Origin of the sequence: Zestosphaera sp., from assembly GCA_038727705.1 — an archaeon.
Taxonomy (GTDB): domain Archaea; phylum Thermoproteota; class Thermoprotei_A; order Sulfolobales; family NBVN01; genus Zestomicrobium.
In genome coordinates this window covers 108,071-132,734 of the sequence record JAVYVJ010000002.1, presented here as the reverse complement: position 1 = coordinate 132,734, position 24,664 = coordinate 108,071, and the positions used below count along the sequence as shown (strand labels likewise).

At 54.1% G+C, this 24,664-nt stretch carries 26 protein-coding genes; 11 read left to right on the top strand and 15 right to left on the bottom strand.

Features of this window, described 5'->3' with window-relative positions; genetic code table 11:
- Nucleotide 1 precedes the first annotated feature (1 nt).
- Together QW772_04815 and QW772_04810 are read right to left on the bottom strand one after the other, a co-directional pair.
- The gene (locus QW772_04815) at nucleotides 2-760 is read right to left on the bottom strand and encodes an ABC transporter ATP-binding protein (GenBank protein ID MEM0038228.1); all 759 of its coding nucleotides are present in this window, start codon (nucleotides 758-760) and stop codon (nucleotides 2-4) included.
- Nucleotides 761-773: 13 nt separating this feature from the next.
- Nucleotides 774-1,841 (bottom strand): ABC transporter substrate-binding protein, encoded by a 1,068-nt coding sequence (locus tag QW772_04810; protein ID MEM0038227.1) that lies wholly within the window; start codon nucleotides 1,839-1,841, stop codon nucleotides 774-776.
- Nucleotides 1,842-2,442: 601 nt separating this feature from the next.
- Between QW772_04810 and proC the strand changes: the two genes are divergently transcribed.
- Both proC and QW772_04800 read left to right on the top strand, forming a co-directional pair.
- A complete protein-coding gene (proC, locus tag QW772_04805) occupies nucleotides 2,443-3,312 on the top strand; it encodes a pyrroline-5-carboxylate reductase (protein MEM0038226.1) in 870 nt (289 codons plus the stop codon).
- A 215-nt stretch (nucleotides 3,313-3,527) separates the two neighbouring features.
- Nucleotides 3,528-4,571, top strand: a complete 1,044-nt coding sequence (locus QW772_04800; protein ID MEM0038225.1) for a membrane dipeptidase — start codon at nucleotides 3,528-3,530, stop codon at nucleotides 4,569-4,571.
- A 137-nt stretch (nucleotides 4,572-4,708) separates the two neighbouring features.
- Here QW772_04800 and QW772_04795 read toward each other — a convergent pair whose 3' ends face one another.
- Both QW772_04795 and QW772_04790 read right to left on the bottom strand, forming a co-directional pair.
- Entirely contained in the window at nucleotides 4,709-5,035 is a 327-nt protein-coding gene (locus QW772_04795) for a hypothetical protein (protein ID MEM0038224.1), read from the bottom strand.
- Entirely contained in the window at nucleotides 5,032-6,447 is a 1,416-nt protein-coding gene (locus tag QW772_04790; protein MEM0038223.1) for an ATPase domain-containing protein, read from the bottom strand. The genes QW772_04795 and QW772_04790 overlap by 4 nt, the downstream gene beginning before the upstream one ends.
- Before the next feature lie 170 nt (nucleotides 6,448-6,617).
- Here QW772_04790 and QW772_04785 point away from each other — a divergent pair, with 170 nt between their 5' ends.
- From QW772_04785 to ade, 5 genes are all read left to right on the top strand, one after another.
- Nucleotides 6,618-7,529 (top strand): succinylglutamate desuccinylase/aspartoacylase family protein, encoded by a 912-nt coding sequence (locus tag QW772_04785; GenBank protein MEM0038222.1) that lies wholly within the window; start codon nucleotides 6,618-6,620, stop codon nucleotides 7,527-7,529.
- Nucleotides 7,530-7,611: 82 nt separating this feature from the next.
- Nucleotides 7,612-7,896 carry a hypothetical protein gene (locus QW772_04780; protein ID MEM0038221.1) on the top strand — a complete coding sequence of 95 codons (285 nt, stop codon included), beginning with the start codon at nucleotides 7,612-7,614 and terminating at the stop codon, nucleotides 7,894-7,896.
- Complete coding sequence (locus tag QW772_04775; GenBank protein MEM0038220.1) at nucleotides 7,859-8,119, top strand: hypothetical protein; 261 nt, start codon at nucleotides 7,859-7,861, stop codon at nucleotides 8,117-8,119. Before QW772_04780 ends, QW772_04775 begins: the two co-directional genes overlap by 38 nt.
- A 162-nt stretch (nucleotides 8,120-8,281) precedes the next feature.
- Nucleotides 8,282-9,589, top strand: coding sequence for an aspartate aminotransferase family protein (locus QW772_04770; protein ID MEM0038219.1), 1,308 nt, complete (start codon nucleotides 8,282-8,284; stop codon nucleotides 9,587-9,589).
- 261 nt (nucleotides 9,590-9,850) lie between these two features.
- Nucleotides 9,851-11,620, top strand: a complete 1,770-nt coding sequence (gene ade, locus QW772_04765; protein MEM0038218.1) for an adenine deaminase — start codon at nucleotides 9,851-9,853, stop codon at nucleotides 11,618-11,620.
- 63 nt (nucleotides 11,621-11,683) lie between these two features.
- Here the strand turns inward: ade and QW772_04760 are convergent, their stop codons facing one another.
- The 5 genes from QW772_04760 to QW772_04740 form a co-directional block, all read right to left on the bottom strand.
- On the bottom strand, nucleotides 11,684-12,745 hold the full coding sequence (locus QW772_04760; protein ID MEM0038217.1) for a radical SAM protein: 1,062 nt from the start codon (nucleotides 12,743-12,745) through the stop codon (nucleotides 11,684-11,686).
- On the bottom strand, nucleotides 12,742-14,583 hold the full coding sequence (locus QW772_04755; GenBank protein MEM0038216.1) for an aldehyde ferredoxin oxidoreductase family protein: 1,842 nt from the start codon (nucleotides 14,581-14,583) through the stop codon (nucleotides 12,742-12,744). Before QW772_04755 ends, QW772_04760 begins: the two co-directional genes overlap by 4 nt.
- 61 nt (nucleotides 14,584-14,644) lie before the next feature.
- Nucleotides 14,645-14,824 carry a hypothetical protein gene (locus QW772_04750; GenBank protein ID MEM0038215.1) on the bottom strand — a complete coding sequence of 60 codons (180 nt, stop codon included), beginning with the start codon at nucleotides 14,822-14,824 and terminating at the stop codon, nucleotides 14,645-14,647.
- A 248-nt stretch (nucleotides 14,825-15,072) separates the two neighbouring features.
- Entirely contained in the window at nucleotides 15,073-15,306 is a 234-nt protein-coding gene (locus tag QW772_04745; GenBank protein MEM0038214.1) for a pyrimidine dimer DNA glycosylase/endonuclease V, read from the bottom strand.
- Nucleotides 15,307-15,423: 117 nt separating this feature from the next.
- Complete coding sequence (locus QW772_04740; GenBank protein ID MEM0038213.1) at nucleotides 15,424-15,963, bottom strand: DUF998 domain-containing protein; 540 nt, start codon at nucleotides 15,961-15,963, stop codon at nucleotides 15,424-15,426.
- Between the two features lie 103 nt (nucleotides 15,964-16,066).
- Between QW772_04740 and QW772_04735 the strand changes: the two genes are divergently transcribed.
- Together QW772_04735 and QW772_04730 are read left to right on the top strand one after the other, a co-directional pair.
- Nucleotides 16,067-16,447: a hypothetical protein gene (locus tag QW772_04735; protein MEM0038212.1), complete on the top strand. Its 381-nt coding sequence runs from the start codon at nucleotides 16,067-16,069 to the stop codon at nucleotides 16,445-16,447.
- Between the two features lie 216 nt (nucleotides 16,448-16,663).
- Nucleotides 16,664-17,851, top strand: coding sequence for an amidohydrolase (locus tag QW772_04730; protein ID MEM0038211.1), 1,188 nt, complete (start codon nucleotides 16,664-16,666; stop codon nucleotides 17,849-17,851).
- Nucleotides 17,852-17,900: 49 nt separating this feature from the next.
- Here the strand turns inward: QW772_04730 and QW772_04725 are convergent, their stop codons facing one another.
- Nucleotides 17,901-18,743 (bottom strand): DMT family transporter, encoded by an 843-nt coding sequence (locus QW772_04725; protein MEM0038210.1) that lies wholly within the window; start codon nucleotides 18,741-18,743, stop codon nucleotides 17,901-17,903.
- 99 nt (nucleotides 18,744-18,842) lie between these two features.
- Here QW772_04725 and QW772_04720 point away from each other — a divergent pair, with 99 nt between their 5' ends.
- Complete coding sequence (locus QW772_04720) at nucleotides 18,843-19,412, top strand: peptidase M54 (protein MEM0038209.1); 570 nt, start codon at nucleotides 18,843-18,845, stop codon at nucleotides 19,410-19,412.
- A gap of 50 nt (nucleotides 19,413-19,462) precedes the next feature.
- Here the strand turns inward: QW772_04720 and QW772_04715 are convergent, their stop codons facing one another.
- The 3 genes from QW772_04715 to QW772_04705 form a co-directional block, all read right to left on the bottom strand.
- A complete protein-coding gene (locus QW772_04715; protein ID MEM0038208.1) occupies nucleotides 19,463-20,275 on the bottom strand; it encodes a hypothetical protein in 813 nt (270 codons plus the stop codon).
- A 9-nt stretch (nucleotides 20,276-20,284) separates the two neighbouring features.
- The gene (locus QW772_04710; GenBank protein MEM0038207.1) at nucleotides 20,285-20,962 is read right to left on the bottom strand and encodes an NAD-binding protein; all 678 of its coding nucleotides are present in this window, start codon (nucleotides 20,960-20,962) and stop codon (nucleotides 20,285-20,287) included.
- An 86-nt stretch (nucleotides 20,963-21,048) separates the two neighbouring features.
- Complete coding sequence (locus tag QW772_04705; GenBank protein ID MEM0038206.1) at nucleotides 21,049-21,345, bottom strand: nucleotidyltransferase domain-containing protein; 297 nt, start codon at nucleotides 21,343-21,345, stop codon at nucleotides 21,049-21,051.
- A 520-nt stretch (nucleotides 21,346-21,865) separates the two neighbouring features.
- Here QW772_04705 and topA point away from each other — a divergent pair.
- A complete protein-coding gene (gene topA, locus QW772_04700; GenBank protein ID MEM0038205.1) occupies nucleotides 21,866-23,944 on the top strand; it encodes a DNA topoisomerase I in 2,079 nt (692 codons plus the stop codon).
- On the opposite strand, the gene QW772_04695 is transcribed toward topA, so the two are convergent.
- Complete coding sequence (locus QW772_04695; GenBank protein ID MEM0038204.1) at nucleotides 23,906-24,310, bottom strand: signal peptidase I; 405 nt, start codon at nucleotides 24,308-24,310, stop codon at nucleotides 23,906-23,908. The genes topA and QW772_04695 overlap by 39 nt on opposite strands.
- Nucleotides 24,311-24,312: 2 nt before the next feature.
- Nucleotides 24,313-24,606 (bottom strand): chromatin protein Cren7, encoded by a 294-nt coding sequence (locus tag QW772_04690; protein ID MEM0038203.1) that lies wholly within the window; start codon nucleotides 24,604-24,606, stop codon nucleotides 24,313-24,315.
- Between the last annotated feature and the right edge of the window lie 58 nt (nucleotides 24,607-24,664).

Here is a 24,664-nt window from a genome sequence, read left to right as displayed (position 1 = left end):
CTCAATCACCCAGCAGGCTCCTCACTTTCGCCACAAGCTCGTTGAAGGCTTCGCTGTACTGGAGCTCCAGCCCCCTGGGTCTAGTAAAGGGCACGCTGACCTCGGCCTTGATTGTGCCCGGCCTGCCGCCCACCACGACAACCCTGTCGGACAGTAGGACGGCCTCCCTGACGTCGTGCGTCACCAGCACTGCGGTGTACCCCTCGTATGAGATGATCTCCTGGGTTAGGATCCACATCTCCTCCCTAGTGATCGCGTCGAGCGCGCTGAAGGGCTCGTCCAGCAGGAGTAGGGAGGGTTTATGGATGAGTGCCCGGCAGAGTGCCGCCCTCTGCTGCATCCCCCCTGAGAGCTCCCACGGGTAGCTGCCTTCAAACCCCTTCAGACCGACTCTATCAAGGAGTTCGGCCGCCCTGCCGACGTACTTACCGATGTCCTCGCCGGCTATCTCTATCGGCAGTAGGACGTTCCTCAACACGTTCCTCCAGGGCAGGAGTAGGGGGGTCTGGAAGAGGACTCCCACACCTTTCGGTGGGCTGACGACCCTGCGTCCCTTGAAGATCACCTCCCCCTCAACAGGTTTGACGAGTCCGGCCATGGTCTTGAGTAGGGTTGTCTTGCCGCATCCACTCCTCCCCACGATGGCGACGACCTCGCCGGGCGTTACGTCTAGACTGACGTTCCTCACCGCCACCAGCTCGCCGCCGTTGTTGCCGTACTTGACTGTGACGTGATGAAGTCTCAGGAGCGCGTCCTTCATCAGCATCACATTGTCATGGAGTTCCGTATTCAAGCGGCGGGAGGTAGCTGAGGTCGACGATCTCGCCTAGCGAGGGCTTCCTGCCGAGTCCGAAGGTGCGTACAACCACGTCTATGCATCCCTCAATGGTTGCTTGGTCGACGTAGCCCAGCCCGTGCTTGTCCGTCACCCCCTTCACGTTGATGATCTCTAGGGCCATAATCAGCCTCGCCTTCTCAACGGTCTTGTTGAGGGTTGGGTCCCTCATCGTTAGTATCTCCACCGCGTCGTCGGGGTTCTGTATCGCGTACTTAATGCCCCTCACGACGGCCTTCAGGAACCTCCTCACGGCCTCCGGGTTACTCCTCAGGAAGTCCTCGTTAACGACTATGCCGTTCCCCAGCAGCGGCAGGTGGTCGCCGTACTTGAAGACCCTTACCTCGCCTTCAGGGATCTCTAACCCCAGCAGGTTGAGCACCACCGTATAGTAGAACCCCGTCACGGCGTCCACATCCCCCCTGGCGAGCATGGGTTCCCTAAGGGGGACGTCCATCGTGACCCACTCAACCTTATTCAGGTCCACGCCGACGGCGTTGGCGAGCGCTGGGAAGACCCTCCTCGCAGCATCGCCCGCCGGCGCCCCGAGTCTCCTCCCCTCAAGGTCCTTCAACGTCTGGATCCCAGTCCTCGCCAGCGTCACGACGCTCAGAGGTGACCTGACGTGGATGACCGCCACCAGCTTAACCTTAGCGTCAGGGTTCTTCGACTTGAACTCTATGAGGGAGTTGATGTCGCCGAACCCCGCGTCGAACATCCCGGCCGCAACATCGCTGATCACCTTAGCCGAGCCGTAACCCCTGTCAATCGTGACGGAAAGCCCCTCCTCAGCGAAGAACCCCTTATACAGAGCCACTAGGAACGGCGCCTGAGGGCCTTGATAAGCCCAGTCAAGAGTGAACCTCACATGCCCAACAACAGATTGAGTCCCAACAGGCTTCATGAACCATCCCAAACCAAAACCAACAACCAAACCCAGGGCGAGGAACTTAACGCCCGAAACACCTGTTAAACCCACACAACACACCCCCAAACACACACTCATTTAAACATATATATGTAAATTTATAAGCTTTATCTCCGCAAGTTCATAGCAAGAATTAACATAAACAAGTTAAATAAGAACAACCAACAGTAAGACGTAGTTACAACTAACACGTTAAACCAACACCTCATAACGAGCACGTTTGCGGGGCGTAATCCCTAAATAAACTGAGTCCTCATTCTCATGATTAACTGTTCTAGGGACCATTCTTCCAAAATCGGCGTTAAGGACTCTTTCAGCGCGTGTCGGACTGCGATGGGTGATGACTTTATATAGTTTCCGAACTTTACTCTATTCAGGCTTGAGATCGTTAACGTGAACTCAGACAATCTACTCATGGGGAAACATGCATAGAAGTAGTGGTGAATATTGGAATGTATCCTATATGGGTTTGATGCTACTTGGTAGTCCGTCGTGCCCAGCCTCTACGATACTCCTGGCGTATAAGATCTCTGCCTTCCCACTCCTAACCGGGTAGAAAGGAGATATACTTATACGCTTTGACGCAGGTCTCGAAGTTTTGAAGTAGCTAAAGGGAACCAGATATAATTTATAGGAAACAACTGTAATAGATTACAAAACACGGTTGGGGTGTGGGAGTGTGGGTGGGTTTAGTGTTGGTGTTTTGGGTGCTGGTAGGATAGGGTCTGCGATCATTAGGTCTGTTAGGTCCTGCATGCCTGATGTGGTTGTTTACGCTAGTGGGAGGAGTGATGAGACTCTTGCTAGGGTTTCAGGACTTGGTGCTAGGGTTTTCAGGGATAACGCCCGTGTGGTGGGTAACTCCGACTTAGTGGTTATAAGTGTTAAGCCGCATCACTTCCCGGAGCTCTACAGCCAGGTTCCGGAGGGCCTGTGGTCTGACAGGGTCGTTGTATCTATAATGGCCGGTGTCAAGCTGAGCACACTGGGTAAGGTCCTCAACGGGGCCGAGGTCTTCAGGGCTATGCCTAACATAAACGCTTTGGTTGGGAGGTCCACTACGGCCGTTACTGCGGGAGACGGTGTCAGCGACTCAGGCAGGGCCTTAGTTGAGAAGGTCCTCCAGTGCTTGGGCAGCGTTTACTGGGTTTCCGAGGAGTATATGGATGTGTGGACGAGCCTGATAGGCAGCGGCCCCGCGTTCATGGCCGAGGTGATAGACGGCCTCGTCCTGGGTGCCGTGGCCTCCGGAATGCCCAGGGACCTCGCGTACAGGGTGGTGCTGGACATGATCGAGGGAACCGCCAGACTGCTTAAGGAGTTGAAGGCCCACCCGGCTGAGATCAGGGACGAGGTGACGACCCCGGCAGGCGCCACGATAAGAGGGCTGAAGATACTTGAGACCGAGGGGATCAAGGCGGGGCTGATGGAGGTCGTCGAGTCCTCGTGCAGGAGGTCAAGGGAGATAGGGGAGGAGATGGATGAGATCGTGAGGAACAACGTGCACGGAAACCAGCCTGACCACAAGCCGTCTGGGGGTAGTGCTTAACAGCTACGACCGAAGGCCCACCATTCAGAGGCATTCCAAGCAGATCCCTGCACTGGCCCTCATCAACTGCAGGGTCTTCAGCCGCTTCAATTTCCCAAACCACCAACCACACCAGCAGGGGCGTAGCGAGCCAACCTAAAACAGGGGATAGCGGTGGAGGACTGGGTGAAATATAAAGGCGGTGGGCCGTAATCTCACTGAGAGGTTTGAGTGGGATGTGGCATACGTCACTTACTTCCCTACCTCCTACCGTGGATCTTCACGAAGACGTGTCGGCTCACTACCTCCACCACGGCGGTGACTCACCGCTCGGAGACTTCGGGGAGGACGTAGCGGGCCGTACAGCGGACATACCTAAGTACGGGAGGGCGAACGTCCGCGTCGTCTTCGCCGCGATGTTCCTCTGCACTGAGAGCTTCAGCCCGGAGGAGTCCAGCGCCCTCGAGAAGCTCTACGGTAGGTGGCTTCCGGCGATGAAGTACAGGGCACCTCAAGCTCTCCTCCTAGAGCACTTCTCAATCTACCACAGGATGGCCGAGGTCTACGGCGTTAAGATAGTGGAGAAGCTCTCTGACGTTGAGGGATGCCTGCGGGGTGAGGGCCTGTGTTTCCTCCTACATCTAGAGGGGGCGGAGCCGATTGACGATCCCTACGACCTAGTCCTCCTTAAGAAGCTTGGACTCAGGAGTTTGGGGTTGACTTGGAACTATCAGAACAAGTACGGATGCGGGTGTGCGGTCAGGAAGGACGTAGGGCTGACGGGCGAGGGCGAGGAGTTAGTCAGGACAGCCAATAAGCTCGGGATCGTAGTGGACTTAGCCCACGCCAGTGGGAGGACATCCTTAGACGTTCTCACAGTGAGCAGGAAGCCCGTGATCGTGAGTCACGCGAACGTCAGGAGGCTCGTGGATAAGTCGAGGAATGTCGGTGATGACGTGCTGGAAGCCCTTCACAGAAACGGAGGGGTGATCGGCATCTCAGCTATAGGACCCCTCACATCGGCTAAGCCTAAAGCAACGCTAGATGATGTCGTGGAGCACTTCACATACGTCCGTGAAACCTACGGAGTCCACATGCTCGCGGTAGGCACGGACTTTCTTGGACTGTTCGGACTGCCAGCACCTGAAGGCTTTGAAAGCATAGATAAGTTGCCGGCACTCTACGCTAGACTCATGGAGAGAGGGTTTTCAGAGGGGGACGTTAAGAAGATAGCGCATGAAAACATACTAAGAGTCCTCAAAGCAGTCTTCGAGGGATAAGCGTCAACACGCTCATCACAACCTAGACCCGCTCTTTTGACAGGCCGTGGCTTGCAGCACAACCCCCTACTATGAAGCATGCTTGAATAGTGATGAAGGTGTTGGTGGATGAATGCATGCGTGGACCGCTTACGTGATCATGCATGCTCATACAGCACTCTACGCAGTTCCACGGGGTTGTTCATGAACAGCTCAACCAACTCATCCACAGACTTGTCAACATTTATCTCCAGTTTCAAGGGATGGAGCAACATCCTTGCAATCACTCTAACCGCTGGCGATGAACCGTATATCCCCGCAATGATTTCCCTGAGGGTCTCGGGCTCGTCCAGCAGGAGTGTCACGCAGTCCCTCCCCGTGAGTTTAAGGCAGTACAAGTCCAGTAAGTAGAATAGCCCGGGAGCGACGTTCCTGGCGTAGCTTCTAATGCTATCCTGTACCTTGTTTCCCCTCAGCCTAGTCATCCTTTCACCCCCGCGCTGGCATCCTCCCTAACCATTTTAGCCAGTTCCTTAAGCTCCAAAGTCGCTTTCTCGGAATCCCTCTCAGTATAATCGAATATAGTTGGGTTCATCCCACGTCTCCATATATAGAATACGGGCTTCAAGTGAACGCCCTCACGCCTATAGTAGGCCCGGACGACTATGTCGGATAGGGCCTCGTTCATTCTGGTCCAATACGGATCGACTCTGGAGGCGTATCGTATTACAAGCTTACCCATGTTCTTAAGCCAAACGAGCTCGTTCATGAGCATTGCCCAATACTCCTCCTGCTCTCGAATAACCCCCTTAAGGGCGTCCACGCCGTGGTACACGACTATATCCGGATCAAGCCTCTCTATTAATTCCCTCGTTAAGGCCCGCATGTGCGACAGTGAGTAACTGGCTGGATTCACTGAATCAATGTAGAAGTGCTTGTCCAGCGCTTTCAATGTATAGTCCCTCTCCACGCCGAAATAGCTTTCAAACACCCGGGCGTAAGTATCCCTCACCTCGTCCGGCGAGTACCTGTAAGATATGTGGAGAACCCTCGCATCATTCGTAACGGCTAAGTCTACAACCGGTATGATGACCAAGGGCGTCCTTCCGTGTGGCGGGTTGCTGATGAACACGAGGTCACCTCTGTTAATGGGTCCGACGAGCTCTGGAATGGCGCTCAAGGTCGTTTTAAACGTCTCACCCTTACCTGCAATAACCCTCTCAAGCCTCGGAGGTATGTACACCTTAAGTCCTTTACCCTCAACAATCGAGAACGGAAACTCGACGATTGAGAGCGGTGCCCCACGTATCTTCCTGATCTCCAGCACGCGCGATAGCGAGCCGTACGTCACCCTGTGCTTCAAGTAGATTATGGCATCAGCAACGAACTCTACTGAACCAAGGTTCAGCGATTCCCTGCCCAGAGGTATCTCCGCAGAGACTATTAACAGTCCGTTTATGATGTTGACCAGCTGGTAGAAGAAGTTCAGTAGGACTGCCCTCTGAGCTTCCTTCGGCTCGCTTAGCTCGAGCGTGGGGTTTATGGAATCTATGACTACCACATCATAGGAGCCTCTGGTTAAGAGCTCCGTCATGACCTTCAACATCTCATCTACAGAAATCGTCGGTAACTTCACATAACTAAGGAGTCCCTTACTCTCGGCTTCAGACAAGTTTATACCTAATCTACTCATATTCCTGAAGAGCTTATCTTTATCCTCGTAGAAGGTCACGTATAGACACTTTTTCCCTCTCAAGGTATTGGCGTAGCAGATCTGAGAAGCGAGTGTGGTCTTACCGGCACCGGGATGACCAACAACTAGCACCATACTGCGAGGCAGTAGTCCCCCAATTAACGCATCTAACTCGCCACTGCCGGTGGTGAGGGAATAATCCATGCGTCACACCCCTAAATATATAATATAATAAATATAATATTAAATAATTTTAACATGTTATCTTGGCTTTTTGATGATTACATTATCTAAGCCTAGACCCTACCATACACCGCCTTTCAGTTCCTACACGCTATTTTATTGATTAGCCCCTAGAATATCCAGGGGTGCTCGTGAGTTCACGGTCTTTAGATCTGCCTGGACTTAGGCTTAAGCACTACGTCTTCGGGTCTAGGAGGTCCCCGCGAGTTTTGATTACGGCCGCTATACATGGCGATGAAGTTACGGGGGTCTACGTTGCTTACAAGCTGATTGAATATCTGAGACTGAGGGACGGTGTTGAGGGGGCTGTGACTGTAGTGCCTGTGGTTAATGTGTTGGGATTTAATGCCAGGACGAGGTTCAATCCGGTGGACTACGTAGACATGAACAGGGTCTTCCCTGAAGGGGCTGGCTCCACCGTCACTAGGAAGGTAGTCAAGTTCGTGTGGGAGCTTGCGTCCTCGTCCGACTACGTGCTGGATCTCCACTGCGCTGGCCTGAATTCATATCAGTATGTGCTTGCCCTCCACAGGGAATTCCCTAGAGTCAGGGAGTTCACCGACTTAATACCGTGGGACGTTGTCGTGGAGTCCGCCGGCACGCGCGGTCAGCTGTTCGTCGAGGCCGCGCACAGCGGCATACCTGCAGCAATTATAGAGACCGTTGGCGGCGACGGGTACTACAGTGAGGAGTGGGGGGAGACTCTCTTCAGAGTTGCCCTCGGGACTTTAGCAGGCCTCGGGGTGGTTAGTGGTAACGGTCCTGCCGCCCGCCCTACAGGGAAGACCTACTACGGCAAGCTAGTTCAAGTGAGGGCTTCAGCGGAGGGGTTCCCGAAACCCGCCGTAGAGCCGGGCGCACACATAAGGAAGGGCGATATCCTGACCTGGATCGGCGGAACTCCAGTACACTCGTCGGCAACGGGCAGGCTCATCCGCGTGGAGAGGGGTGTCTATGTATTCAGCGACGACGGTGTAGCCAGCATAGCACCTACTGAGGAAAACCAGCCCTTAAGGATCGAGGACCCTCTTCAAATGAGTTAAGGACCCCTACTTCGACGGGCGTCGCACGGTGCGATAACACAGCAATTTAAGCCTTGGAATGGGGAGTATCTTGGTGAGGGAAATGACGTCTCTGGGCGTGGTGTTGTACTGCACTTCAGAGCTCGAGAAGATCACTGCATTGGCGATAGATCTCTTCGCTGAGAAAGTGCTAAAGCAGGGTGATGCAACCGGGATTCTCTACGCGGCTCTGAAGAGCATATCCATGGAGAGCAACCTGCACGCGTCAGTCATTGAGATGCTCGGTAAGGCAGCGAAGGCGTATGAGCCTGTTGACAGCTGCGAGGAAGTGGTAGGGGGGGCCATGGCGTATGGTCAGCAATGCCATCCTCAATTTGAGGGGCGGTAAGACAGCCTCGTTAAAGGAGTTCATTGAGGGTCAGAAATGGGTTGAGGTAGCGATTGGGGAGGAAACGTACCAGCAACTAGCACTCCCCCTAATCAGGGAACACCTCAAAACACAGCCGGCCGGAATATCGCGAATAGTTGAGGCGTTGCTCGACAAGATAGTTAACGATGAGAGGATCCATGAAAAGATGTTGATTGAGGTTGAGCGCATGAGCGAGGCTTAGCGTCCTCAAACCGTGTTTGAGTCCCCCAACTCGCAAGACCTGCAGAACATTGCTTGCCTGAACGCGTCCCTAACACAGGCTTCAGGACTGCCTTGAACAACTCGAGCTTAAGGTGCTCAGTATTTAAGTGGTGTTCGGGAGTTACTGTAATTGGTATGATGCGTGTCAGATCCTTATCTAGATTTACGTGGTAGGTACGTCATGAGGGGCGTTGCGGTCTACCATCCAATAACGGTTGAGAGGGGGGAGAACGCACTACTCTACGATGTCAATGGCAGGGCTTACATAGACTTCACCAGCGGTATAGGGGTCACCTCCCTAGGTCACGCCAACCCAGAGTTAGTTAAGGCTGCTGAGGAACAGTTGAGGAAGTTGTGGCACGTGTGCTTCATGGTCGCCAACTACAGACCGTACGTTGAGCTGGCTGAGAAGCTGGCTAAGATAGCTCCGGGGCCCTCAGAGAAGCAGGTCCTCCTCCAGAACAGCGGCTCCGAAGCGACTGAGAACGCTATTAAGATTGCTAGGCAGGTCACCGGCAGGCCTGTGGTGGTCTCCTATGAGAACTCCTTCCACGGCAGGGGGACGTACGGGTACGCGTTAGCGACCACCGGAAAGCACAAGCCCTATAAGGTAGGGTTGGAGCCCCTCATACCCGGCGTCGAGTTCGTTCCGTACCCATACTGCTACAGATGTCCTCTAAAACACGAACACCCTGAGTGCGGTTTGGCATGCCTAGACTACATCGTTAAGTGGCTCACCCACGTGAGAACCCCTCCAGAGAGGGTGGCCGCCTTCATCATGGAGATGATTCAGGGGGAGGGTGGCTTCATAGTGCCGCCCCCAGATTACGTTAGGGAGTTGAAGAAATTCCTCGAGGCGCACGAGATACTGCTGATAGACGATGAAGTCCAGTCAGGCTGGGCGAGGACGGGCAGGTGGTGGGCTGTAGAACATTTCGGTGTCGAGCCTGACGTAATGATAACGGCTAAGGCGATGGCCAACGGGCTGCCGCTGTCCGCTGTGGTAGGTAGGAAAGAAATCATGGAAAGGACGTATCCGGGGAGTTTCGGAGGCACCTACGGGGGGAATCCAGTATCGTGTGCGGTGGCTCTTAAGGTGATAGAGATAATGATTAGGGATAAGCTGGTTGAGAGGGCTGAGAGGTTAGGCCGGGTCATTAGGAGGAGGTTGGATGAGATGCACGAGAGGTATGAGCTGGTGGGAGATGTGAGGGGTTTAGGGGTCATGTTGTCCATGGAGCTGGTTAGGAATCACAGGACTAAGGAGCCGGCCGTGGAGGAGACTTCGAAACTCATAAGCAAGGCCAGGGAGAAGGGGTTACTGCTCCTACGGGCTGGCCTACTCCTCAACGTGGTGAGGCTCCACCCGCCGCTGACGATTGAGGAGGAGCTACTGCATAAGGGTCTGGACATCCTGGAGGACTCCCTTAAGGAAGTAGTTACGGGATGAGGTAGCCTCGCTCATGACCCCAGGACGGACCACTGAAGTGGTGGTAGGGGATTACAGAGGACATCGACTATATGACGCAATCACAATAGTCGAGGTCTGCGAGAGCCGGATGAGCGTGCCTGGCTTAACTCGCTAACCAGTAGACACTTTTTACAATAAATATGTTAAAAATACTCAGACGCCTTTAGCCTAGTGTATTAAATTAAGTTCAAACATACTTGAAAAACATTTATTAACGTTCACCGCGACATAGACACGTGGATGTATATGTCCTTCGGGAGGCACGTCCTGGTCGCTTTAGGCAGGGAACCCGCGGACTTGGTCGTGATTAACGGGAACATCGTGAACGTGGTGACGAGGGAGGTATACCCCGGCGGGGTTGCCGTGGCCGACGGCAGGGTGGCGGCCGTAGGTGACGTCAACTACACTATAGGCAGCACTACCAGGGTCGTTGATGCAGAGGGCGCGTACCTAACGCCGGGTTTAATTGACGGGCACGTCCACGTGGAGACGAGCCTCATGACGTACAGGAGGTTCGCCGAGGCAGTGATGCCGCGTGGGACTACGGCGGTTGTGACGGACTTTCATGAAGTAGGCCTCGTGGCCGGTGTTAGAGGGATTAAAGCGATGATAGATGAGGCTAGGAAGACTCCGCTGAGGCTCTACTTCCTAGTCCCTGTTAAACTACCGTTCCATCCAGGACTTGAGACTGTTGGTGGTGAGCTAGGTCCTGACGATGTGGAGGAGCTCATTAAACTGCCGGAGGCAGTGGGTCTGAGCGAGATAGTCGCCACCAACCTCCTCCTAGGAGATCCAGACTACCTGGCAGCGGTTGAGGTGGGGAGGAGGCATGGGAAGACTCTGGAGGGTCACGCACCGATGCTCAAGGATCAAGCACTATCAGCATACACGGCCTTCGGAGTGAGGTCCGACCACGAGTCCTTCACGGCTGAGGAGGCGTTGCAGAGAGTGAGGAACGGGCTCAGACTAATGATGAGGGAGGGCTCAGTGGCTAAGAACCTGCACGAAACCGTCAGGGTCCTGATTGAGAAGCGTGTCGACCCGAGGTACGCCCTAATGATTACCGACGACGTGGATGCCCCGGATCTGTTGAATCAAGGACACCTCGACCACCTAATCAGGAGGGCTGTTGAGGAGGGCGTCGACCCACTGACCGCCCTCCAAATGGTCACCATAAACACAGCTGAGAGTTACAGGATCGACCACGAGGTAGGCCTGCTGGCCCCCGGCAGGCACGGTGACGTGTTGATAGTCGATGATCTGGAGAAATTCCGTGTGAGGACCGTGATAGCAGGTGGGGAGGTCGTAGCTCGTGACGGGAGGATGGTTAAGGAGGTGCCTCCAGTTGAGCGGGATCCCTCCCTCCACAACACGGTCAGGCTAGCCAGAAGGATCGAAGTAAACGACCTGATGTACAGGGTTGAGAGGGCGTCGGGGAGAGTGCGGATGATAGTTATGAGGGTGCCGCCGCACATACCGATTATCGAACACGATGAAGAGGTTATGGAGATAGTTGACGGCGTGGTATACCCCGATCCCAGAAGGGACGTTGCCCAGATATCCGTCGTGGAGAGGCACGGCAGGTCAGGAGGTATAGGCACGGCTTTCGTACGGGGCTTCAACATGAGGAGGGGCGCTATAGCATCGTCAATGGCTCACGATAACCACAACATAGTGGTTCTGGGGGTTAACCACGAGGACATGGCTCTCGCAGTAAACAGGATTGCGGAACTGCAGGGAGGGCAGGTAGTGATCGATGGTGGTGAGGTAGTTGCTGAGCTACCGCTGCCCATAGCTGGGTTGATGTCGGACGAGCCCCCTACGAAGGTGGCTGAGAAGGTTGAGGAGCTTAGGAGAGCCGCACAGGACCTCGGCATATCGATTTACCACCCGTTCATGTTCCTCATCTTCATACCCCTGGCCGCCATCCCCCTTTATGCAGTGACGGACAAGGGGTTCATAGACGTGCTGAAGCAGAAGATAGTGAGTCCAGTGCTTCAATACCTGTGAAGTTCAAGCCTGCTCACTCCGAAAGGTTTGAAGAGTTAAAAACAAAACTTTTTCACACATACCTCAGAGCGGGCAGTATGAGAGCTTGTGCATGTATGGACAGTGTGCGCAGCTGGGCGTGTTCCCCCAGCAGTCGGCTTCATTAGTTGACGTGAACCCACACCCCTCCATGAAGGGACACTCCAAGCATGAGGGGAGGTGGTTGAAGTGAAGTCTGAAGAGCATCTCCGAATACCTACCCCTCCAGATATTCAGAAGGCTTACCTCCCCGAGCCTGCCGAGCAACACCTCCCTCAATTCTCTGGTGACTCCGAGGACTCTAGTCCTCCATGACCTCGAGTAGTAGAGGCAGGGTGCTACCCATCCGTCACACCTCACGAAGAGGGCTCTGTTGCTTGCGAAAGGGCAGCTCCTAGCGAACTTCGGGGTCGTCCCTGCGTGTGTGAAGCGAACCCCTGCCCCTAAGATCCTTGGAGCGGCGTCGCTCAGCATCTTGTTGAATTCCTCCCTGCACTCACCGTCGTTGAGGCAGTCGAGCTCCCCCGGTCCTCCGGGGTACGGTATGTAGTAGTTGAAGTGTAGCTCCCTCACGCCCAGCTCCCTAGCGTGCTTGATCGCCTCCTTCACTCCCTTGACGCTGGATTTCGTGACCGTGTAGATGGCCTTGATCACAGGCTTCTCAGCCCTCCTGAGGATTCTCTGCATCCTAAGTTGCTTAACGCCCTGTAGTGCGTCTCGATTCAACTCAGATTGGTTGATGCTTACGAACACCTCATCCACACCCAGCCTCACTAACTCCTCAGACAGCTCGTCAAGCCTGGAGCCGTTGGTGTTAATCGCTACGGATAACCCCCTACCCTTTGCCTCGTCTATCATCTCAAGGATGTTGGGGTGCACTGTGGGTTCACCCCACCCTGAGAACACGACTCTCCCAATACCTGCATTGATGGCTGAGTCGAGCACGTGGGTGTATAGCCTCAAGTCCATGTAACAGGTTCTGAAGTCCTTGATGGAAAACCTGAAACAGTGCGGACAGATGTAGTTGCAAGCTGTAGTGATCTCTATCATCAGCTCTCTAGGGTGGGAATCCCCCCTCAGGGCTATGATCCAGTCGACCGTCCTCATTCTAGGCCTAACTCTTTCAGCTTCTCTTTAGTCGGCACCCCGTTCCTGTCCCATCCCTTTATCTCGTAGATTATGTCGAGGAGTTTGTCCTGATCCACCACGGCGCCATCGCCTGGCTCCCTGCTGAACCTCTCAGGCAGGTAGTCGTCCTTCCTGCTGAAGCCCTCCCTAACGTTGAAGAGTCTCTCAAGGTTTATGACCCTCTCACTCGCCTTAAGGAGGTCTTTCATCGTGAAATCGTAGCCTGCGGCGTGGTTGAGGAGCTTGGTCCACGTCTCGGCCCTGACCGCGAGCGTTATGACTGTGAAGAGGCATACGCCGAGCAGGTTGGTGGTCATCGAGTACTCCTCCAGCGGCTTGACCCAGGACTTGAACTCCTCCTTGAAGGGGTCGGGCCTCTCGGTGATGCCGAACTCCTCGCTCAGGTACCCGAAAGCGTCCACTATCGATGCCCAAGGCCTCAGGTGGTCAGCCCCTCTCGGGGAGACCATGTGGGACCAGGCCTCACCCTTACTCGTCCTGACCTCGTCGGCAGCCATCTCGAGACCCTTCACGTGCATGACGTAGTACATCGCGTCCTTACCTAGGATCTGGGCGGCTTTAAGGGAGCCCTCGCCGAGCAGGGTTGCGAAATCCCCCTTCCTCGTTCCAATCCTTCTGACTAGCTCCACCACGGCCTCGCCGTTGCCGAAAGTGAGCTCAAGCCCGTCAGCCTTAGCCTTGTCTATTACCCCCGCCTCATACCACTCCATCGCTGTGGCTATCACCTGGCCGGTGGATATTACATCTAGGCCGAGCTCGTTGGCGAGGTGGTTTGCGGCTGTAACGTAGTAGAGGTCCTTAACTCCCGTCTTAGCTCCGAACGCCGCGAGCGACTCGTATTCGGGGCCGCCGCTCTCAACACCCTTGAACACCCCCTCAGGGATTACTGTGTGCCTTCCGCACGCTATAGGGCAGTTGAAGCATGCATAGGGCCTCACTGAGAGCCTCTCGTGATAAGGTTTGTAACCTAGATGGTCGTTGAATTCAGGCATCTTACTCCTCCTCCAGTTGTAGAACGGCACCAGTGCTGTGGCGTTCATGGCGTCGAAGAATGAAGGTGTCCCGTACTTCCTCAGCTCGTCCCTGACGAAGGGTTCCTCAAGCAACTCACTCAACGCCTTCCTGACGGCCTCCCTGAAGCTAGGTTGGTCAGCCAGCCCGGTTTTGAAGCGTGTTCCGTACACCGCAAGCGCCTTCAAGTTTTTGGAGCCCATCACAGCCCCACCGCCGCCTCGACCCGCAGCCCTATGACCGTCCACCATAATCGCCGCGAACTTGACCAGCTTCTCCCCAGCAACTCCTATAGCCGCCACCTGAATGTCTCTGTTGTTGTGACGCTTCCTTATCTCCTTCTGGACCTCCCTGGGCGAGCGTCCCATGAAGTCCCTGGCGTCGAGGAACTCGACCCTGTCGTCGTGTATGTATATGTACGTGGGCCTCCCAGCCATGCCGTGGACCACGACCATGTCGTAGCCGCTCCTCTTGATCTGCGGTGCTAAGTAACCGCCGACGTTTGATGCAAATATGGTGCCGGTTAGGGGGGACTTAAACATGACCACGGTCCTGCCGCATGTTGGGGCGCCAGTATCGGTTAGGGGACCCGTTATGAACAGAAGCTTGTTCTCACCGGACATCGGATCAACGCGGGGTCTCAGATTGTCGTAGAGATACTTCGCTCCGAAGCCCTCGCCACCGACGTAGAGTTTGTACCAATCCTCAGGGACAGGCTCCTCCCAGGTCCTTTCAGTTGATAGATCAACGTGCAGTATCCTACCAGGAGAACATGGTGGAGGCATAATTAAATTACCTCAAGTAGTTACCGGTAACGTAGCTTATAAATTTCGTTGGGCGGTCGAGTTAAACCGTCCCACTCACCACGTAGAATAGCGGATGAGGCTCCACCTCCTCAACCCCCTTAATGCTGCTCATCCACTTCTTGTTGCGCACGGCCAGCTTACTTAACAGGTGTTGGAACTCATAATTCAACTGGGCTTTGGTGATCGGTATCTTCGCTTGTGGCAATGGATCATACGTCACTATCTTACTTAATGAGAAATTATACCCTCTGCTCGACGCTTCGTTGCGGACGTGGAGCAGGTAGGTCCGTTTCCCGTCCTAGGTCTTTGTAGGTTTTCCTAGGGTGGGTTGTGCCTCTTGCTCCACGTTTCACCGTGGCCACTAGCCACTCTACGTGGGGGTCATGGGCACCCTTCGAGCCCGACAGCACGAGACTCACATCTAGTCTCATCTCTCTGGGAAGCTTGAGACACCGCCCTCATCACTTCTCAGGCACTCCTACACCAACACAAAACCCTACAAAAACTTAACACATCAAAACAGCTGTCAATCCCTATGTACAGTAAGGGGTTCTCAGTCCTTTTGAATCTCTCAAGCTGTGGGCGATGTCTGTACCCCTTAGTGAGGCCTTGTAGCACCTTCTGAGCAAGCAGTCCCTCCCTCCATAAGGCGAGTAATCCAACCCTATCAAGGTGCTTCGGGTGGAGAGACCAGAGCTTCATTAAAGACCCCTCGATGGGCGGGTTAAGGGTCCGATGTATGCCTTACGTAGGGTTGGAGCCCCCTCACTGAGGAGATCCGTCACCCTCACAAATTGTCGCCTCCTGGCGATTCAGTCACTACGCAGCCCGACAGTACTTCCAGACGTATATCGGGGCGAACGATGTTATCGATACTAGTTCCGGTATCGCAACCCCCTTAGGGATTCTGTAGGTGTAGTGGACGTACCAGGATACGATCGTTATGACTAGGAGCGTCAGTGAGGCGATCTTGATTGGAGATCTTTCGCGGACGACGGCGATTACGAGGAAGGCGGCAAGGCCGACAAAGAACATGACCGAGACAACGAAGTGCAGGAACCCGTAGACCTCATCGAAGACCCCCACCAAGATCAGGGAGAACCCAGAGTACATCAACGTTGCGTTATAAGCTCTGCCGACGCGAGGACTCCTTAAGGCGACTGTGAAGGCGAGTAGGCCCCCAGCAACTAGGCCGAGGTTGAAGAGGGGAGCCACACCACTCCTGACGGCATGGCCTAAATCACTCAACGCGTTGTTGAACAGACTGAACCAAGGGGAGAGCGAGATGGCTAGGCCGATTAACAACAGAGGGACAAGGACTGAGAGTAAAACAAGCACCCTCAGAGCGGACACCACCATGACAATATGTTCGGGAAACCTAAAATATGATTCATTCCTTCGAAGGCGTTAGCCTCGCAAGCCCTTATTAACTCCCTAACTATTGTGGATGTGGTGTCGTGTTTTGAATGAAGAGAAAGGTAAGAAGAAGCTGCCCTTTCCAATGTTCCTGTTCATAGGGATGGGGATCGGGTTCATGTTAATACCTATAAGCCCGTTCGCGTTCATCGCCTCATTGTTTGTAGGTATGGGACTTGGGTTCCTACTCAGCGAGATCATCGTCGTTGAGGAGAAGAGAATCAGGGCAGAGTTTCCGGTGAGGATGGGCGGAATAGCATCTATGTTGATAGGACTGGTGTTCATAGCTGGAGGGCTTCTCTCAATAATAGCCCCGAAGTTACTGGAGCAGTACGCAACCGTCTTCATAGGGTTGGGCTTTATAGTTACTGGATTATTCATCTTCCTCTACGGCCTCGAACTACTCAAGCTACACTCCCCATCCTAAAGGACTAGAGTTTCAGCCCTAGCTTATACTGGACTCAGCAATGCGTGGGTTCGTTCAACAACCTCCATAGTTCATAGGAAGCATCCACAGAGTTCTGGGGTGGAGGTTATGAGTTTTATTCATAATGATGCGTGTTGCGGCTGGTGACACATAACTGTGTTGGTCTGAGCCTTGTGGTTTATATTGTCACGTTTGAATTAATCCTGGTGTTGGCGCATGCCTCTCGTTATTAGAGGAGGTCGTGTGTACACCGTAACTAAAGGCATTATCGAGGAGGGTATTATCGTCGTCAGCGATGACGGGAAGATCAGCGCTGTGGGAAGGGTTGGAGAGGTCCTGATCCCGCCTGGCTCGGACGTTATCGATGCCGCAGGGAAGCACGTTATTCCAGGGATTGTGGACGCCCACACCCACATGGGGGTTGATGAGGAGGCCGTAGGCTGGGAGGGCAACGACACCAACGAGACTGCGGAGCCCGCGACCCCCCATCTGAGGGCTTTAGACGCTGTCAAGTACGATGACGTGGCTTTCCAGGAGGCCCTGGAGGCCGGCATAACCGCGGTCGGCGTGCTCCCCGGCAGCGCTAACCCCATTGGGGGTTTGGGGGTCGCCCTGAAGTGCTATGGGAGGAATAGGCTGGAGATGGTGATTAAGGAGCCAATAGGTCTTAAGATGGCTTTCGGGGAGAACCCGAAGAGGGTTCACGGCGTCGAGAATAAGAGGTCCCCCGCCACCAGGATGGCCATAGCAGGGGTGATTAGGGAGTGGCTGGTTAAGGCTAGGAACTACTCCAGGAAGAAGGAGCTCTTCAAGGATCAACCGGAGAAAATGCCCGACGTCGACCTAAGACTTGAGGCGCTGGAGCTGGCCCTCAGAGGGTTAATACCCGTCAGAGCCCACGCCCACATAGCTGACGACATGCTTACAGCCATATCCATAGCTAAGGAGTTCGGCCTGAAGATAGTCATGGACCACGCCACGGAGGGGCACAGAATACCCGAAGTCCTGTTCAGGGAGGGGTTACCAGCGGTGGTGGGGCCCTTAGCGACTGCTAAGAGGAAGGTGGAGCTTAGGAACAGGACCATGGAGACCCCGGCCGTGCTGATCAGGCACGGGGTCAAGACCGCCATAACTACAGACCACCCTGTAGTCCCGATAAAGCTACTACCGGTTCAGGTGGCTCTGGCCATGCGGGAGGGACTCACCCTCGAAGAGGCTTTGAGAACCGTGACAATCAACGCAGCGGAAATACTTGGTGTGTCGGACAGGATAGGGAGCATAGAGGAGGGTAAGGACGGCGACTTAGTCATACTCAGTAGCCATCCCTTCGCCATGGAGGCTCGAGTACTGCACACCATAGTGAACGGCAGGATCGTGTACTCAGCTGGTGAGGAGAGGAGGTAGGGCTTAACCCCCAACCCGAGTTTCTTCGTGTTCATCGTGCTCGAAGAACCTACGACGAACCTTTCACAGCGGTCATGGTTGCCACAGCAACTATAACCCCAGCCCCCAGATACTGGATCGGATGCAGAACCTCATTGAGTAAAATCCGCGAGAGGATCAGCGAGACAACGGGTTCAAGCGTGGTTATGAGGCCGGCGTGAACCGGGCTCACGTGCTTGAGTCCCTCGTAGAACAGTATGACCGCCACGCTCATACAGGCCACCCCACCATACAGGACGTACGGCATTGAGTCAGTGCTGACTGCGAAGCCGTCCAACAACATCACAATCACGGTAAGCACGACGGCCGCCGAGATGGTGGGCTGAATAACCACCTCATCCCTGCTGTAGCCCCTCGCATACAGAGCCCCAGGAATTAGCAACATTACGGAGTAGGTTAGCGCCAGCAAGAACCCGACCACAAACCCGGCGGCCGATGTCAGGCTGAGGGCGGGGTTCGTGGCTACGAACGCCCCTAAGAACACGAGAGAAGACGCTACGACGTCCCACACGTCAGGCAGCGCCCGGTACCGGGCCGAGTTGATGAAGGTGACTATGAGTGGGGCCATATATATCAGCGAGGAGGTCAGGCCGACACCGTTCAGCGAGATGGATGCTGCGTACAGAAGTCTGAATGAAGTCACTACCAGCGCCCCGTAGGCAACGAGCAACGGCTTGAACCTTCTGATGCCTCTCCTAAGTGTCAGGGTCAGGAAGCAAGAGCTAACTAAGATCATCAGGTGTGAGACCTGCAGGTACGTCAAACCGGAAGCTTTAGAGAAAGCGATGGCAACCCCGGTAGTTCCCCATAAAGCCGCGGCCGCCGCAACGTAGAGTCCTCCTAGCCTCCCCACCTTCAACCACCGACCGATTAATGTGACGCCGGCCGTTAATTAACGGTCAGCGGTCATGCCAAGTACAATATAAAACTTGTGTTGCTAGGTTTGGAATGGATGGTGTGTTCGACCCTGAGCGGGGGCCTAGTCTTCGAGCTGTTCACACACGGACTGGATCCAGATGCTGTAAGGGAAGCGAAGAACGTGCTACGACTCTTCAGCCCTGAGGAGGTCAAGACAAGAAGCGTTGATGAAATACCTAGGGATTACCTCAACCGGCTAAGGAGCCAGTATGATGGGTTCCTAGTGGCGAAGTGGCTAGCTACTTTAAGGCTGGTAAGCGGTTCAATAGTGGTAGGAGTCCTGAACGTCGACGCTTACGTGGAGCCGTTGAACTTCATCTTTGGTCTAGCGTTGCCGGCCCTCAACACCGCTACAGTGTACGTGACCAGGCTAAGGTCCTGGGCTTCCAGGGACCTGTTCTTAGCCAGGGTTAGGAAGGAGGTCGTTCACGAGTTAGGCCACGTGTTCGGGCTGGAGCACTGCAGGGAAAGGAGGTGTGTGATGAGCTTCAGTAACAGCCTAGCCGAGGTCGATAGGAAGGACTACAGGATGTGCGGGCTTCACTACACCGAGTTAAGGAGGAGAGTTCCTAATGTAGGTGGGGAGCTACGACTTCCGCCCTAACGGCTTTCCTCACTGGCTTTTGTGCGGCTGGCTGAGACCCTCTGACGGGCTCACGCGATCCGGACCACCTCAATCTCCGGCTTATAGTCTTTCAGCTCCCCTGAGAGTTTAGAGACCAGCCTGGTTACGTCCACGGCCCTTATTGGCAGCTTAGCCGGCACTAGACTCACTATGACTTCAGCCCTCTGAGGATCTATCACCCTCAGGATGGTACCCTCCGCCTCAACCCTGAAGAGCATATCACCAACTATTTCACTTATCGTGGACGTGAGCCTACTGCAGTCGAAGTTACCGGTGCTCGCCAGCCCGTGGATCACGCTGAGTCCAATCCTGAGGACTATGTGCGGTTGCCTGGCTCTGTAGACGGAGTTTGATAGCACGGTGTTCGGAACGTATATCTTGTTCCCGAAGACGTCCTCAAGGGTTGTGTTGAAGGGCGAGATCTCAACGATCCTGCAGGTTATGGGTTTATCAATGCCTGGGAGGAAGATCTCTACCCACGGATTCCTCCTCAACTTCATGAGCTGGATGTTTATGTACGCTGAAAACTCCCTAACTTCATTATAGAAGAGCAGCAGCGACAGTACCGCTATGACGAACACCACGACGTACGGGACTAGCGAGGCCGTCAGAATGCCTACAACCCCTATGAGGATCATCACGACTATCGCTATGTCCACTATCCTCGTGACCAATGCCTTCGTGCCCGCGGATATGACGCCCCTCCTAGAAATGCCTGAAATCACCCATGAGAACACGAACCTAATCGCTAGGGCGACCCCTACTAGGATGATTATGCTCAGCATCTCCTGGATTGAGAACGGTATGGGGATCAAGAAGTCTGCCTGGGGGCCATTGGCCATGCCCTTAACTCACCCTTTGAAGGTCTCTGTTATCACGTTGATGTCAGAGGTCTTAGCTAATACGTAGAGGAGCTGACCCTCCCTAACCACCTCATCCTTGCCGGGTATGCGGAGTTTCATGCCGTCGAACATGAAGAGCACCTTGACGTCCTCAGGTAGCTGAAGCTCCTCAATCCTCTTGTTAACAACCTTATCGGTGCCTGAGACCGTAAGGCAGTAAACCTTGTAATCGTCGACTTCGCCGAGAAGCTTGGGTTGCAGGAGCGTCTGCAGGTACGTCTTGATGAAGTTGCCCACTATAGCTGGGACTATAAAGGGAATCCCTAAATCCAGCCTCGAGATAACCTCGCCAACCCTCACGTCCCTAACCCTAGCCAGCCTTATGGCGGAGCCATAATGCCTTGCTAGAGTCAGCACGAACACGTTAACCTCCTCACGATCCGTCAACGCCAAGACGGCGTCGAACTCGTTGAGAGGGACTAGAGATGATATCTGAGTCTCGTAGAGCGATATGTCTCTGGCATCACCCCTAATCACCACGACGTCGAACGACTTACTCAACTCCTCAGCAGTCTCAGGATCCTGCTCAACAACCATTACCTCATTCTTCTTCAACTCCCTCTCGACGTCGAACGCCTTAAGCAATTCCTGGGTCACAGCTCCACCGCCTATGATTAGAATCCTCATCACTTCACCAAAATATACCTTAGGTTAGGAAGCCTTAAATAATGCCTTAAAGACTGGGGACTCAGCCGATTGAACGGCTGTCCCAGCTACGAGGTAATAAGTCTTACCCATGTCCTCCCCCTTCTTATGTACCTCTTCCTGACATCCCTATAGGAGTCCATAACTTCATTCAGGAATTCTTCTTCAGCGTATAGTATCTTCCCATCCTCAAGCACCTCCAGGATGAACGTACTCCCCTCCCTCGGGTTCTTCGGGAGGTCGTCAGCGACGACTAGGAGATCGATGTCGCTGTCGTCCGTGTAGTCGCCACGCGTCCTTGACCCGAAGAGGGCCACGAGTTTCAGGGTGTAGCGTCTATACTTATCAATTAGGTCGCTCAGCATGCTTCAGCACCCACTCCACAATCCTCCCTCGTGTAGTGTAGTCTTGAGGTGCACCTTCATCATATACGTCCGGATACCTTGACGGTATGTAGTGTTTATCAAGGTTCAGCAAACACTGCCTAACCCCCTCTGGGATCTCAAGTCCCGTCTCGAGAGCTAGAAACAGGAGGAAATGTCCTCTCCTTTCTTTTGGAGATAATTAAGCAGCCCTCTCAAAGCCTTTTCAGCCGCCTGATGCGATTCATAACAGACCTCCTCATGCAGGCCCTCCCTATAATTAGCTAAGGCCGAAGCCATGTTCCTCTCAGACTGCCTCAACCAATCCCGGTACCTGGGGACCACCGGACGACCTCTCTCCATAAACGGTCTTGTTCAGCACATGTTATTCTGTTATTAAGACAAATAAGTTATGGCTGCAAGAACCTGTGCTCGACCCTCAATACTTGAGGGATGAACTAGGTGACGCCATTCTAACGCCTTACGCGTTATAAATTAAGTGGCTATGAAAGATATCTCAAGGATGAGGTTGGAGAGCAGGGATTACGTCCTGATTGTAGCGGAGAAGCCTAAGGCAGCTGACAAGATAGCTACGGCGCTGAAGCTGTCGGGTAGGAGAGTGTTTAAGGGTGTTAGAGTGTGGGAGGGTTTCTTCAACGGACGCAGGGTTCTAGTGGCCCCGGCAGTGGGGCACATGTTCTCCCTAGACACTGAGGAGGGCGGCTTCCCCGTCTTCAACTATCAGTGGGTTCCTAGGTGGGCTGTCGAAAGGGGGAGTAGGTACTCCCGTAGGTATTATGAGGTCCTGAAGTCCCTGGCGCGGGGGGCTTGCGAGTACGTTAACGCCTGCGACTACGATATAGAGGGTTCCGTGATAGGGTACCTGATAATCAGGAACTTCGGTGATTTAAGCAGGACCAAGAGGGCTAAGTTCTCCTCACTGACTGTTGAGGAGTTAAGCAACGCGTTCAGGAACCTGCAGCCCCTTGACACCGAGATGGTTGAGGCCGGCTTATGTAGGCATGAGCTGGACTGGATATGGGGCATTAACGTAAGCAGGGCGCTGATGACCTTCTACAAGAAGGTGTTCGGCGGGTTCAGAGTCTTAAGTGCTGGGAGAGTTCAAACACCAACGCTCATGGAGGTCCTGCGGAGACATGTTGAGAGGGAGACGTTCGTGCCTACCCTCAAGTTCTCCGTCTCAGTAACCATCGATGCGAAGGGGAGTAAGGTCACGCTGTCAAGCGATTTCGGCATGGACTTGAGCGAGGGTGAGGCGAGGGGGGTAGCCACATCCATTAGGAAGGCCGGCAAGTTACGTGTGGTTGACGTGAGGTCTGAGGTCGAGCGTTTGAGACCGCTCCCCCCGTTCAACCTGCCGGACCTTCAGTACGAGGCCTACAGGGTCGCGAAGATCTCGCCGGCCGAGGTGTTGAGGATTGCTGAGGCGTTGTATCTAGATCAGCTCATTAGCTACCCACGCACCAACTCGCAGAAGTTGCCTAAGACTCTCAATCACAGACAGGTGTTGAGGGGTCTTGCCTCAATGCCACCCTACAGAGATTACGCTCTAGAGCTACTAGGGAGGACACGCTTAACACCTGTTGAGGGCTTCAAGGAGGATCCGGCACACCCGGCGATACATCCGACGGGCTACACCCCTAAAGATCCCCTTAAAGGCTGGACCAGGATCGTCTACGACATGATAGTCAAGCGTTACCTGGCCACACTGAGCGATGATGCTGTGTTGAGGGGGTCCACCTACACTCTGAAGGTCCTGAGCTACGAGTTCACCCTGAGCGTGCAGGAGCTGGTGAGGAGTGGATGGTTGAGGATATACGACTATAGGAAGGTCAATTCCTCAGGAGCTCTGAACCTGAAGATCGGGGACGAAGTGCCGGTGCTGGAGGTCAAGGTCCTTAAGACGTACAGCAGGCCACCGCCTAGATACACTAAGTCCTCACTGCTTGAGTGGATGGAGAAGTCCGGCATAGGTACGGAAGCCACGAGGGCCGAGATTATAGAGACCCTGTTCAGGAGGGGGTATTTGAAGCAGGTTGCGTCAGGGGTGGACATCACGGACTTAGGTATCATGGTCTCGCTCGCGTCGGGCAACCTATTCTCAGAACTCTCGAGCGTACAGCTAACCCGGAAAGTTGAGGAGAAGCTTGGCAAGATAATAGAGGGTAGGTTCAGCAGGTCAGGCGTGATAGGCGAGGTAGTGTCGATGCTGAGGCCCAGGCTGCTCAACGTCAAGCAATTGCTGGAGGACGGGCTACCGGCAGGTGAGTTAAGAAGGTTAGCAGGTCTGAACACTGCCGAAAGCGATTCCTGTATGCTCTGCAAACGACTTGGCGAGTCCACGCATGAAGGCCTGAGGTTATGTAGATTCCACAGCCAGGCATACCTAAACCTAATAGAGTGTTTTAAAGACTGGAGACGGAAGAGCGGCGTCGGATTCACTGAATTCCTGGAGAGGGTGGTGATGCTTAAATCTAGCGGCAAGTACGCTAGGGAGGTAGCTCAGCTACTGCTCAGGGAGTCCAGCGGATCTCTGGAATCCCTAGAGCGGCCTCGTCCTCCCTCTCACGATGAGGGTTAAGTACCCTATGCCAGGCACCTTGACGACCGATGAACCTATGCTTAAGACCTTGCCTACAATCCGCTCCTTAGGTATGCAACCGTCTGGAATTGGGTTATTATCGCCCTTAATGAGGAGGCAATCAGGGTGGACTTCGATGACCCTGTGTATCACGTATCCCCCGCGTCCCGCGTAAATGACCACGTCGCCCACTCCAATATCACTGTCCTTATAAACGACGACCACGTCACCGGTCCAGAGTAGGGGCTCCATCGACCTTCCCTCGACAACCGCGAAGGTGAACATCCCTGATAACGAGAGTAGAAGAAGGGTCAAAAGCAGGGAAGCCAGGACTAGGTCTAAAATGCGGCTTAACCTTAACTTCATCACTACTCCTCCAATATGTCCGAGATATCAACCTCGATGACCTTACCCTCTCTCCGCTCAGGAGGTCTGCCTTCACCCTTCCCGCCCTTCCTCCCGCCCTCCTTGAAGGACACCTCACCCTCAGGACCTACCTTAATACTCGACACCCTGCCCTTCCATCCGTAGCCGCAGGAGGAGCACTTAAAGGTCCCTAAGACCGTTATCGTTATCCTGCCGTACGCATCCGGCAACGGACTCACGACCTGCCAGGTCTTCTCCGGCTGCACCTCAGCCCCACACCTAGGGCACTTAGCCATCACGAGCACCTAAAATAATGAGGATGTGTTCATGCTTATATCTTTATCGGCGCCTAAT

Coding starts and splice junctions, on each gene's coding strand:
- QW772_04815 (MEM0038228.1), bottom strand. CDS start 760: ATGAAGGACGCGCTCCTGAGACTTCATCACGTCACAGTCAAGTACGGC.
- QW772_04810 (MEM0038227.1), bottom strand. CDS start 1,841: ATGAGTGTGTGTTTGGGGGTGTGTTGTGTGGGTTTAACAGGTGTTTCG.
- QW772_04800 (MEM0038225.1), top strand. CDS start 3,528: ATGTGGCATACGTCACTTACTTCCCTACCTCCTACCGTGGATCTTCAC.
- QW772_04795 (MEM0038224.1), bottom strand. CDS start 5,035: ATGACTAGGCTGAGGGGAAACAAGGTACAGGATAGCATTAGAAGCTAC.
- QW772_04790 (MEM0038223.1), bottom strand. CDS start 6,447: ATGGATTATTCCCTCACCACCGGCAGTGGCGAGTTAGATGCGTTAATT.
- QW772_04780 (MEM0038221.1), top strand. CDS start 7,612: ATGACGTCTCTGGGCGTGGTGTTGTACTGCACTTCAGAGCTCGAGAAG.
- QW772_04775 (MEM0038220.1), top strand. CDS start 7,859: ATGGTCAGCAATGCCATCCTCAATTTGAGGGGCGGTAAGACAGCCTCG.
- ade (MEM0038218.1), top strand. CDS start 9,851: ATGTATATGTCCTTCGGGAGGCACGTCCTGGTCGCTTTAGGCAGGGAA.
- QW772_04760 (MEM0038217.1), bottom strand. CDS start 12,745: ATGAGGACGGTCGACTGGATCATAGCCCTGAGGGGGGATTCCCACCCT.
- QW772_04755 (MEM0038216.1), bottom strand. CDS start 14,583: ATGCCTCCACCATGTTCTCCTGGTAGGATACTGCACGTTGATCTATCA.
- QW772_04745 (MEM0038214.1), bottom strand. CDS start 15,306: ATGAAGCTCTGGTCTCTCCACCCGAAGCACCTTGATAGGGTTGGATTA.
- QW772_04740 (MEM0038213.1), bottom strand. CDS start 15,963: ATGGTGGTGTCCGCTCTGAGGGTGCTTGTTTTACTCTCAGTCCTTGTC.
- QW772_04730 (MEM0038211.1), top strand. CDS start 16,664: ATGCCTCTCGTTATTAGAGGAGGTCGTGTGTACACCGTAACTAAAGGC.
- QW772_04720 (MEM0038209.1), top strand. CDS start 18,843: ATGGTGTGTTCGACCCTGAGCGGGGGCCTAGTCTTCGAGCTGTTCACA.
- QW772_04715 (MEM0038208.1), bottom strand. CDS start 20,275: ATGGCCAATGGCCCCCAGGCAGACTTCTTGATCCCCATACCGTTCTCA.
- QW772_04710 (MEM0038207.1), bottom strand. CDS start 20,962: ATGAGGATTCTAATCATAGGCGGTGGAGCTGTGACCCAGGAATTGCTT.
- QW772_04705 (MEM0038206.1), bottom strand. CDS start 21,345: ATGCTGAGCGACCTAATTGATAAGTATAGACGCTACACCCTGAAACTC.
- topA (MEM0038205.1), top strand. CDS start 21,866: ATGAGGTTGGAGAGCAGGGATTACGTCCTGATTGTAGCGGAGAAGCCT.
- QW772_04695 (MEM0038204.1), bottom strand. CDS start 24,310: ATGAAGTTAAGGTTAAGCCGCATTTTAGACCTAGTCCTGGCTTCCCTG.
- QW772_04690 (MEM0038203.1), bottom strand. CDS start 24,606: ATGGCTAAGTGCCCTAGGTGTGGGGCTGAGGTGCAGCCGGAGAAGACC.